17 protein-coding genes are annotated in these 9557 nt (G+C 58.0%); 15 read left to right on the forward strand and 2 right to left on the reverse strand.

The features are described 5' to 3' along the window. Positions 1–54 precede the first annotated feature (54 nt). Positions 55–297, reverse strand: a complete 243-nt coding sequence (locus C5F70_RS06225) for a hypothetical protein (protein WP_104902907.1) — start codon at positions 295–297, stop codon at positions 55–57. After that, on the reverse strand, positions 297–956 hold the full coding sequence (locus C5F70_RS06230) for a S24 family peptidase (RefSeq protein WP_104904535.1): 660 nt from the start codon (positions 954–956) through the stop codon (positions 297–299). The genes C5F70_RS06225 and C5F70_RS06230 overlap by 1 nt, the downstream gene beginning before the upstream one ends. Before the next feature lie 88 nt (positions 957–1044). Here C5F70_RS06230 and C5F70_RS06235 point away from each other — a divergent pair, with 88 nt between their 5' ends. The 15 genes from C5F70_RS06235 to C5F70_RS06305 all read left to right on the forward strand — a co-directional run bounded on the left by C5F70_RS06235 (position 1045) and on the right by C5F70_RS06305 (position 9420). Then, on the forward strand, positions 1045–1257 hold the full coding sequence (locus tag C5F70_RS06235) for a Cro/CI family transcriptional regulator (protein ID WP_104902908.1): 213 nt from the start codon (positions 1045–1047) through the stop codon (positions 1255–1257). 50 nt (positions 1258–1307) lie between these two features. Then, a complete protein-coding gene (locus tag C5F70_RS06240) occupies positions 1308–1928 on the forward strand; it encodes a hypothetical protein (RefSeq protein WP_104902909.1) in 621 nt (206 codons plus the stop codon). Positions 1929–2123: 195 nt separating this feature from the next. Next, complete coding sequence (locus C5F70_RS06245) at positions 2124–2981, forward strand: Bro-N domain-containing protein (RefSeq protein WP_177410548.1); 858 nt, start codon at positions 2124–2126, stop codon at positions 2979–2981. A gap of 1 nt (position 2982) precedes the next feature. Next, positions 2983–3972 carry a phage replication protein gene (locus tag C5F70_RS06250; protein ID WP_104902910.1) on the forward strand — a complete coding sequence of 330 codons (990 nt, stop codon included), beginning with the start codon at positions 2983–2985 and terminating at the stop codon, positions 3970–3972. Continuing rightward, entirely contained in the window at positions 3959–4747 is a 789-nt protein-coding gene (locus tag C5F70_RS06255) for a hypothetical protein (protein WP_104902911.1), read from the forward strand. Before C5F70_RS06250 ends, C5F70_RS06255 begins: the two co-directional genes overlap by 14 nt. Then, a complete protein-coding gene (locus C5F70_RS06260; protein ID WP_104902912.1) occupies positions 4744–4932 on the forward strand; it encodes a DUF1382 family protein in 189 nt (62 codons plus the stop codon). The genes C5F70_RS06255 and C5F70_RS06260 overlap by 4 nt, the downstream gene beginning before the upstream one ends. Further along, positions 4929–5672, forward strand: coding sequence for a hypothetical protein (locus C5F70_RS06265; protein ID WP_104902913.1), 744 nt, complete (start codon positions 4929–4931; stop codon positions 5670–5672). The genes C5F70_RS06260 and C5F70_RS06265 overlap by 4 nt, the downstream gene beginning before the upstream one ends. Next, a complete protein-coding gene (locus tag C5F70_RS06270) occupies positions 5669–5908 on the forward strand; it encodes a hypothetical protein (protein ID WP_104902914.1) in 240 nt (79 codons plus the stop codon). The genes C5F70_RS06265 and C5F70_RS06270 overlap by 4 nt, the downstream gene beginning before the upstream one ends. Continuing rightward, on the forward strand, positions 5908–6378 hold the full coding sequence (locus C5F70_RS06275; protein WP_104902915.1) for a hypothetical protein: 471 nt from the start codon (positions 5908–5910) through the stop codon (positions 6376–6378). Before C5F70_RS06270 ends, C5F70_RS06275 begins: the two co-directional genes overlap by 1 nt. Then, complete coding sequence (locus C5F70_RS06280) at positions 6375–6587, forward strand: hypothetical protein (RefSeq protein ID WP_104902916.1); 213 nt, start codon at positions 6375–6377, stop codon at positions 6585–6587. The genes C5F70_RS06275 and C5F70_RS06280 overlap by 4 nt, the downstream gene beginning before the upstream one ends. Beyond that, positions 6584–7165 carry a recombination protein NinG gene (locus C5F70_RS06285; RefSeq protein WP_104902917.1) on the forward strand — a complete coding sequence of 194 codons (582 nt, stop codon included), beginning with the start codon at positions 6584–6586 and terminating at the stop codon, positions 7163–7165. Before C5F70_RS06280 ends, C5F70_RS06285 begins: the two co-directional genes overlap by 4 nt. Next, the gene (locus tag C5F70_RS06290; protein WP_104902918.1) at positions 7162–7428 is read left to right on the forward strand and encodes a hypothetical protein; all 267 of its coding nucleotides are present in this window, start codon (positions 7162–7164) and stop codon (positions 7426–7428) included. The genes C5F70_RS06285 and C5F70_RS06290 overlap by 4 nt, the downstream gene beginning before the upstream one ends. Next, positions 7425–7970, forward strand: a complete 546-nt coding sequence (locus C5F70_RS06295) for a hypothetical protein (RefSeq protein ID WP_104902919.1) — start codon at positions 7425–7427, stop codon at positions 7968–7970. Before C5F70_RS06290 ends, C5F70_RS06295 begins: the two co-directional genes overlap by 4 nt. A 290-nt stretch (positions 7971–8260) precedes the next feature. Next, a complete protein-coding gene (locus tag C5F70_RS06300; RefSeq protein WP_099494182.1) occupies positions 8261–8419 on the forward strand; it encodes a Com family DNA-binding transcriptional regulator in 159 nt (52 codons plus the stop codon). A 38-nt stretch (positions 8420–8457) separates the two neighbouring features. Beyond that, positions 8458–9420, forward strand: a complete 963-nt coding sequence (locus C5F70_RS06305) for a hypothetical protein (RefSeq protein WP_104902920.1) — start codon at positions 8458–8460, stop codon at positions 9418–9420. Positions 9421–9557: the final 137 nt, after the last annotated feature.

Consider the following 9557-nt stretch of genomic DNA (forward strand, 5'->3'; position numbering starts at 1 on the left):
GCTCCTTGAAATTGTTGGCTTACTCGGGCTTGCCCCGCACAATCCTTCCCGCTCTCACCTCATCCGAACGCCATAGAAGTGGTTCAGCGCTATCAGCTCAAACGCAGCCACGAAAACGCAGAGCACAACGAAGCCAGGGCTGAAGACCCGCTTGCGGTTTGAACCCCAGCCAAGCCCGGCCGCGTCGGAGTAGCCGGGGATCATCATAAGCACCGCCAGCCAAGCAATGACCCCGACCTTGCTCCAGAAGCTCTGCTCTCGCCATGAGGTCGACGGCTTTCCAAGGGCGGAGGGCATCAGTAAAACTTCTGCAGTGCCTGCACGACGACCCCAACGATCCGACAGTTCTCGTCGACCGCTTCGATTGGGTAGCTTGGGTTCAGCGGCTTCAGGAACAGCCGGCCGCCGTCGCTCACGAGCTTCTTGAATGTCGCTTCGTTGCTGTCCCGCAGCTTGGCCACGACCAGCTTACCTGGCGCAACCTCGGCTTCGGTATCGACTAGGATCAGGGTGCCCTCGGTGACACTCTGGCCTGCAGGCGCCGTCATCGAGTCGCCTTTCACCTTTAGCCAAAACGCTGTGCCCTTGGAGTCGTACTCCGAAAACTCATAGCTGTCCGAGAATCCGGCTGGGTAGGGCTCAACAGCCTCCGCCCAGGCGCCGGCGGCTACCCAGCTGATTACTGGATAGCGGAATGATTTTGTGGGTTGGGCGGCGATGGAGATGTTTGACTCGGCAGCGCTCACACCTGTCATTGGCCCGGTATTTTCGGAGAGCCAAATAGCGTTCACACCACACACATGGGCGATCTTCGGTAGGTGAGCGCTTTGAAGGTTCTTTCCGGTCTCCAGCTGGGAGATTACCGGTTGCTCAACACCCACTTTTAAGGCGAGCGCCTTCTGCGTCAGCTTGGCGTGGTTGCGTGCGGTTTTGATTCGTTCGGCGAGTGTGCTCATCAGCTGAAATTTATAAGTTCCCTTATCGGCTTGCAAATAAGTTTCCTTCTACTTAGGATATAAGCAGGCTTATCAGGAGGGCGCTCTTATGACCCCTATCGAAAGGCTCGTCGACTTCTTCGGCGGGCAAACCAAAACCGCTTTAGCGCTCGACGTTTCTCAAGCCGCAGTTTCGTACTGGGTTGCCGGGATTCACCCGATGCGCGCCGAAAAGGCTTTCAAAGCAGAAGAGTTGACCGGCGGAAAAATCACTGCCCGCGAGCTATGCATGCGCCAGAAGGGGGCTCAATCCGCCGCCTAACATCCCTGTCCGCCGTTCCATTGAAGCCAGATTAGAAGAGAGCAGTCCCCATGCAAACGTCCAGTTCCAGACACACCGTACAAACCCGTGATCAGGTGCTGGTCGCCCATGCTGCAAACCAGATCGCGCGCACCAGCCTGAGCCAAGACGATTTCGCCCAGGCACTGAGCCGTGAGATCTATCTAAGTGTACCTGCCAAGAAAATCCAAGATGCCAAAGTCCCGGACTTTGAAGAGCTGGCCCGCCTGAATGACGTAGGCGAATTCATCAAGGGCACCGGCCGCTGGCTCAAGCGCGTACAGCGCTGGCTGTCGGGCGATCAGGAAATGCCGTCCTGGCTGGAAGAGTCCTGGGTGAACGCCCTCGAGCCTGAATTCCGCGACCACTGTATCAACGAGCTGGCGAGCCGCCACGGCCTGACTGGCGCCCGCCAGATGACCAGCGATCAATGCGCGAACAAAAGTTTCGGCGCGCTGATCCGCGCCCTGGGTGACGTGATCGACACCGGCAGCGAAGTGTTTGACGACCAAGTGATGTGCGAGCAGGACCTGCCGCACCTGCCTGCGTTTGCCAAGCAGTGCCGTCAGGTTGAAGCGAAGGCGGGGGAACTGGGGCGCAAGGCTGAGCAGTTGCTCGCTTCGACCCAGCGGAACCTGAAATCTGTTTCCTGAATTCCCGCGCATGCGCGGTTTTTTTAGCGTAACGCGAGGCCAGTTTTAAAACGATTTTCAGCTTGAGCCGAAAGCGACATTCAAATCAGGGGTTTTACCGGACCACTAGTAAATGAGAGCCCCCGAAAACCCAAGCAAAAAAAAAGCCACCGGTCGAGGGTGGCTGATTCGATAACACTTTGTGAGGCCGATTATATGCAAACCCAGCCACATATCAATAGCGCTACAGATCTCGCGCCACGTTTTCCGCAATCTGAAAACGTGGCGCGGATTAAACCAGTGACACCTTTCGACTTCCACGGCTTCCCCGTCCGCGTAATTGACGACGGTCACGGGGAGCCATGGTTCATCGCCAAGGACATCGCCGAAGCCCTGGGCTACTCCAACACGTCGAAGGCGATCAATACTCACTGCAAAGCGGTCAATACCTGCCATACCGAAATGGGAGGTCAGGTCCGTGCTGTGCAAATCATCCCTGAGCGCGATCTCTACCGTCTGGTGATGAAATCCAAGCTACCCGCTGCCGAGCAGTTTGAGGAATGGGTTGTGGGCCAGGTGCTGCCGACCATTCGAAAGACCGGCTCTTACACCGTCCTGGAGACGAACAACTCCAAGGTCATTGGCGAACTCGCCATTCTGGAATGCTTCGATCGCCTGCTGAAGCCGGCGCCCTCCAGCAAGATGATGATGCTGGCCAAGATCGCCGCCAACAACGGCCTGGATGCCAAGTTCCTCCCAGGCTATGCCGTGGACGCCGCGCCAGATGCCGCTGGCGGGTCTTCGATGCCGACCAAGGCAATCACCGTCCTTATCAAAGAACACGCCATCGCCAGCACCGCGCGCGCCTTCAACATTGCACTGGAGGCTCACGGCTTCCTCAAAGTCCTTCAGCGCAAAAACTCCAAGCAGGAAATGGTGGACTTCTGGTCTGTGACCGAGAAGGGCATGGCCTACGGCAAGAACCTCACCAGCCCTCAATGCCCCCGCGAGACGCAGCCTCACTGGTACGTGGATCGTTTCCTTGAATTGGCCGCAAAGGTCGGGAAGGCCTGACATGCAATACACCGTCACGATTAACCAGGTGAAGGCGTTGGAGTGGGGGCTGAATTCTCAGCAGGCCCTGCTGTTCGCCTTCGTCTACGGCTGCCCGAGCTGGACCAAGCCAATCAAGACTGATGACGGGATCTTCTTCGCGCTGAGCAAGGCCAAGATCATCGAGGAGCTACCGCTGCTCACTGACAAGCCGGACACCGCTTACCGCATGCTGAAGGCCCTGGAAGAGGCCGGTTTGATTGAGCTTTCCAGTACTTCGAACATCACGCTTTTTCGCCTTACCGAGAAGGCCATCGAGTGGAACCAGAAGCTTGATGGGTCGGAAAAATATCCGACCCCGCCAAAAAACAAAGGTCGGAAAAATATCCGATCTACCTCGGATAAATCTCCGATCAAGGTCGGAAAAAAATCCGAGCAAGGGTCGGATAAATCTCCGACAAATCAGGATACCAATCATCAGGGTACCAATCAGGGTACCAATCAGGACACCAGTCAGGACTTGCAGGACGCCACCGGCAAGCCGGCTCAGTCCCGCGGTTTGGTGCTGGTGGTTGATCGTACCGATGCTCCACGGGTTGAAATCCCCGCCGACATGCCTGGCCCCAAAGACCAGACCTGCAAAACCTTCAAGGTCTGGGCGAACTACGCCATGGCTTACCGCAAACGCTACAGCGCCTGGCCGGTGTGGAACGCCAAGGTCGGTGGTCAGCTCGGCCAACTGGTCGACCGCCTCGGCGCCGATGTCGCCCACCACGTGGCAGCCCACTTCCTGAAAACCAGTGATGCCACCGTCCTGCGCAAGTGCCACAGCCTCAACGAGCTGCTGGCCAACGCCGAGAGTTACCACACTCAGTGGGTGACCGGGCAGCGCATCAACGGCACGACGGCCCGCCAGATGGAACGGACCGAGGCGAACCTCTCCGCAGCCGAGCAGGCCGCCCAGATGGTTCTGGCCAAGCGCCAAGCAGGTGACCGCAATGAATACCTCTGAAATGAACGACCAGCAGGTCGCCGGGCTGGCCGCTGCCATCTGCGCGACGGCCGAGGCCATGGGCCAGGAAATGAACCCCGGTACCGCCGCGATGATGGCCGAAGACCTCTGCGCCTACCCGGTGCCTGTCGTCAAAGCTGCGCTCAAGGCCTGCCGCTTTGAGGTTAAGGGCAAGCTGGCGATGGCCGACATTCTGCAGCGCGTCCAGTCCTCCGATGGGCGCCCGGGCAAGGATGAGGCCTGGGCTATCGCCATGACCACCAACGACGAATTCGAAACGGTGGTGCTGACCGACGAGATCCAGTTGGCCCTGGCCGCTGCGAAACCCATATTGGACGGCGGCGACAAAGTCGGCGCGCGCATGGCGTTCATCGACGCCTATCAGCGGTTCGTGTGTCAGGCCCGCGAGGATGCGAAGCCGGTCAACTGGCACGTCTCTGTGGGCTTCGATGCCAGCCGCCGTATCCAGGCTGTTACCAGGGCCGTGGAGTTGAAGCGTATTCCCTGTGACCGCGGCCAGAAGTACCTGGCAGACCTTAGCGTTGAGCCGATCACCGAGGATGGTCGTGCCATTGCCGGTCTGCTCACCGGTGCCGTCACCCGGGCAGAGCCGGTACTTCGCCAAAAACTGGAGATCGTGAAGAGCTCGATGCTGGAAATGCGCAAAGCCAGTGAAGAACGGAAGCTCGAAGTGCGGATTAAAGCGGCCAATGAGTTGGCAGATCGCCGGGCGCTGCTGATCCGTCAGGCCCAGGAACTGGAGTCACGACCATGAAACGAGCAAACCCAGCACAGCTACGCCAATCCCTTGAGGCGGCCAGCGCCCTGGTCAAGCACGGAATCCGTTTCGTGTGCATGCCGGTGGTGGATGAGGCCGACGGCGTGAACCTTTCGAGCCAGGCCGCCGAGCGCCTGGAGCGCATGGCATTGATCGCGGAAGCAGGGGAGAAGCGGGCATGAGCGACTACACCGAACTCCAGAAGGTCGCCGCATACGCCGCCCAGGACACAATCAAGTTCGCCGACGAAGACGAGGAAATGCGCGCGCTCCAGCAGTTCCACGAAGAGGTCGACCCGGAAACGATCCTGGCCCTGATCGCCGAGAACGACTCGACTCGTAAGCACTGGCAGAACGAGTCGAACAATGTTCAGGCGCTGATGGCTGAGGTTTTGCGGCTCAATGCCGAGTGCGAGCACGCCAAGCTAATTGGTCGTATCGCTTACAACTTCGACGGCTACAAGGCGGTACTGGATGAGCGCGACCAACTCCGCGCCGAAATAGCTGGCCTCAAGACCGGCTACGAAGCCTACGAGCCGGTGAATGCTGAGCTGAAGGCTGAGGTGGAGGCGCTGCGCGACGATCTTGAGCAGAAACACTACGACGCCAACGCTTGGCGAAATGGCGAAGAGTCGGCCTGGATCGAGGTCTTTCACAGCGAAGGCGATGATCCGTTCATAAGCGCTATCAGCGGTCAGATTACCGTTGAGCAGTTGGCCCTGATCCAGGCTGAGATCCTTGAATATCGGGATGACTATTTCGAGAAGGGCTCGGGGCTTTACGTTTTCAGGTGTGGCCACTGCCAGGCTCATTACGACAACGTGGGCATGACTGAGCCGGCGCACTGGGAGACTGACTTCGAGTCGTACAGCCCTTTCCCGTGGGAAGAAGAGGCCGCACTGGGCCAGGGAGAGCAGTCATGAGCTACGCCAAGCCAGAAAGCTACACCGAAGCCGATTGGGAGATGGTCCAGGGCTACATGCGCGGCAAGGATGATCTGCCACCTCAACGCCGTAGTGCTGCCTACATGCACGGGTATCGCAATGGCGCATCCGATGCGACTGGCGTTCCGCACGAGCGCGCCAATGTCCTGATCCGTCGGGCCAACATGATTCCAGGCATCACACCAATGGAACCGATCGGTACGGGTGACCAGTAATGACCGACAAGATCAGCGTCAACTGCCAGGCCAAGCTCTCCGAGGCCATCACTTGCCTAACCACCATGTACCGCGACAAGAAGTTCGTTGTGGTCTCGCTTCGACCTGGCAAGGACCGCACGCTCGACCAGAACGCCCTGTGGTTCGCGATGTACAGGCGCATATCCGAGATGACCCAGATAGGCGACGCGGCCGACGCCCGTCGCTACTGCAAATTGCACTTCGGTGTGCAGATCCTGCTGAACGAGGACGCCGGGTTCCAAGCTGAGTGGTATCGGGTTATGCGCCATCTGCCCTACGAAACGAAGCTGGCCATGATGGGGGAGTGCCATTTGTTCGGCCCGGATGGCTTCCCGGTGACCAGCCTGTTCAATCGCGCCCAGGGCGTCCAGTACACCGATCGCATGGCCAATTACTTCACCGGCCAGGGCGTTGTCTTTGCCGATCTGCTGAGCAAGGAGGCCGCATGAGCCCATTCAAGGAAAGCCCAGAGTTCACGCGCCAACGGGAAATCGATGAGGCTCGCTGCCGTGCGTATGAGGCTTACGTTTCGCCATGGATGAACCGAGCTGCGCGCCGAACTGCAAGGGGCCGCATGCTGGTAGCGCAGGGAGAGGCGGCAGCGATGAAGGCCGAGATTGAAGTGCTGCGTCGCCAGGTTGAGGAGATGAGCGCATGAGCCTCTCCGTGAAACAACCCAAGCCCAAGACCTGCAAGAACCCAGCATGCAGGGCCTCATTCGTCCCGCAGCGCCTCGGGCAGAACGTCTGCAACTACACCTGCGGCCTGGTCATCAAGGACGTCCACCAGGAGAAGGCGCGCAAGTCGCTGGCCCAGGTTGAGCGCCGCGAGATCAAGGTCCGCAAGGAGAAGCTGAAGAGTAGGGCGGATCATGCGCGCGACACGCAGAAAGCATTCAACGAATGGGTGCGCCTACGAGACGCCGATCTGCCTTGCGTGAGCTGTGGTCGCCACCACGACGGCCAATATCACGCGGGGCATTACAGGACAGTCGCAGCCAACCCGGAGATCCGATTCGAGCCTTTGAATGTCCACAAACAATGCGCCCCCTGCAATAACCACAAGTCGGGCGACATTGTGAATTACCGCATTGAGTTGGTGAAGCGGATCGGCGCCGAGGCCGTGGAGTGGCTTGAAGGTCCTCATGAGGCCAAGAAGTACACCGTCGATGAGTTGAAGGCGATCACCGCCGAATACCGGGCAAAAACCAGAGAGCTGAAGAGGGCTGCAGCATGACGCAGATTGCGCAAATCACTGGCGGCGCAAGTAGGCCATCAAAGGGCTGGCTGAAGCCTATGTTCCCGATCACGGGCAAGGCCCACTACTTCAATCAGGAAAAGGAATTCGCTGCGATCACAGCGCAAGGTAGGGCATATTTCTGGCGCTCGATCTGCGGAATCGACACGGTAAGCACGGACAAAATGCCGATGTTCGAGCCTGGCAACTGGGACCGCTGCAAAAAATGTGAACTGAAATTGGCTCGGAGGGCCGCAGCATGACCTATCGAAATGTTGTTTCAGCAGTAGTTCGGGCGCTGGCCGCCGAGACCATCAACTCCGCCGGCGGCTGCGACTTCGAGCCCAAGGTGCAGTGCGCCAAGCAGAAGGGGGAGATCGTCGGCAAGGAGGCGGCGTTTCTCCAGGACTGCTGGGTGTTCGGTAGGTTGCACAAGTCGCTCACCCCAGCGCACTGGCGGGCGCTGGTGGCGAAGTACTCAACCCATACCGACCGCAAGCATGCAGCGATCGCGGAGCTGACTCGCGTGATGCGTTCGCCTGCGCCGGAGCGGTTCCTGCATTGCGCTGTGGTTACCTGGGCAATGCCTCGGTTGCCAGGCGTGGACGGGAAGCGCTCCACCAACGTCCTACCGGCCGGCTGGTACGAGATGGACAACTGGTCAAACGAACCGCATCCGATTAAGACCCAGGAGCGGTGGAGGCGTGACATTCGCAAGGCGCTGGAGCGGGAAGTGGATCAGGCTTTGGTGTCCGCTCAAGCCCTGCTGGATGCGGATGGACTCATTGATACACAAGCCGCTTGACGACGAGTGAGCCAATGAGCCATTATCTGCCCATCCTGTCATTCCTGCGTGTGTAGGAGTTAGGAAAAAAGCCCGGCCACTGTGTCGGGCTTTTTTATGCCTGCCAGAAACGCAAAAGCCCCGACAAGTTCGGGGCTTTTTCGTTGGTGCGAGAAAAGAGAGGGCGACTCCAGGAAGTGTCTGACCACTTCCTGTAGTCACCAGATCGCAGAACCAGCCTGCAAGCCAGCCAAGGCCCCCTTGCTCTCGAGAGCGGGACGGAGCCTAGCAGAAATCAAAAGGCATTGCAGATGTTGAAAGAATTCAGATGCGGTAACTGCAAAAGACTTCTCGCCCGAACGGGTGGGTTTACAGAGCTCCAGATCAAATGTTCCCGATGTGGGACGCTGAATCATGTGAAGGCCGCGAGCCTCGAGCAATCGCCCATGAGCGCCATACGCCCAATATAGAGGCCTGAACTTAAATCAGCTCAGTAACGGAGTTTAAAATGGAAAACGCAAACTCAGCGTCTCAAACCTTGCAAGATCTTTGGACTCAAGTGCAACCGGTGGATAACACCGGCATGCTTAGGCGCGTAGTTTTTGCTCAAGGCAAGTTCTATGCGGCTGGTGGCAACGGTCTTCCCACAACCACTCAGCTTGTCAGCGGAAACGCAACTGGTACAGCGTGGACCAAGCTTAAGGGCGTCGTCACCTCTGATAGCGGAAAGGTCCTCAATGACCTGTACTGGAACGGTCTTGGGACACAGCTTCAAGCCGTTTCTCAATCCGGCAATGTGGCCTACGGCAGCACAGCACGCCCTGAAAGGGATTGGACAAACATTACGGCAACTGTTCGCGCGTCCGGAGACTTGCAAGGCATTGTGTATTATCAGCCAATTTCTGGCATTGACACGACCTGGATACTGGTTGGGTCTAACGGTAAAGTCTTTTCCCGTTATGGCGATTGGTCAGGCCAGGTGGAGCGCACTACGACCTTCACTTCTAGCGAGACTGTGTACTGCGTCAACGTCATTGGCGTTTTTGTGTTGGTTGCGGGATCGAATGGGAAGCTGCTTAGCGCTGTGAAGATGGCGACGGAGAATTCGCAATCATTCTCGACCGTAACCAGCACCTTCGGCACTAGCACCATCCTTTCCATGAAGCTTTGCAACGGGAAAATGTTTATCGTTGGTGCGGATGGCAAGATGGCATATTCATCCGATGGGCTTACCTGGACTGCTGTTGCAGATACCAGTTTCGGTGGAACCATCATCCGCGACATTGCTTACGGTAATGGCAAGTATGTAGCTGTCGGCGACGGCGGCAAGACAGCCGTTTCCGAGGATGGGATCGGCTGGGTTCAGCAAGCCAACACTTTCGCAGGAACCGATATCCGGAGCGTCGCCTACGGTAACGGCAATTTTGTAGCTGTTGGTGCAGGCGGCAAGATTGCTTACTGGACTCCATGATCTTCTATCTCCTTGCGTAATAGAGCCCAGCCGTCGCGCTGGGCTTTTTCATTTCTGATTCAGGCTCGTCACAGCCAGGGTGGCCTTTCGGGGGATGCCTGGACGCTGATAAGCCGGTAGTGCAGCGCTACGGAAAA

It is taken from the genome of Pseudomonas sp. LH1G9 (assembly GCF_002949975.1).
In the GTDB taxonomy this organism is placed as follows: domain Bacteria; phylum Pseudomonadota; class Gammaproteobacteria; order Pseudomonadales; family Pseudomonadaceae; genus Aquipseudomonas; species Aquipseudomonas veronii.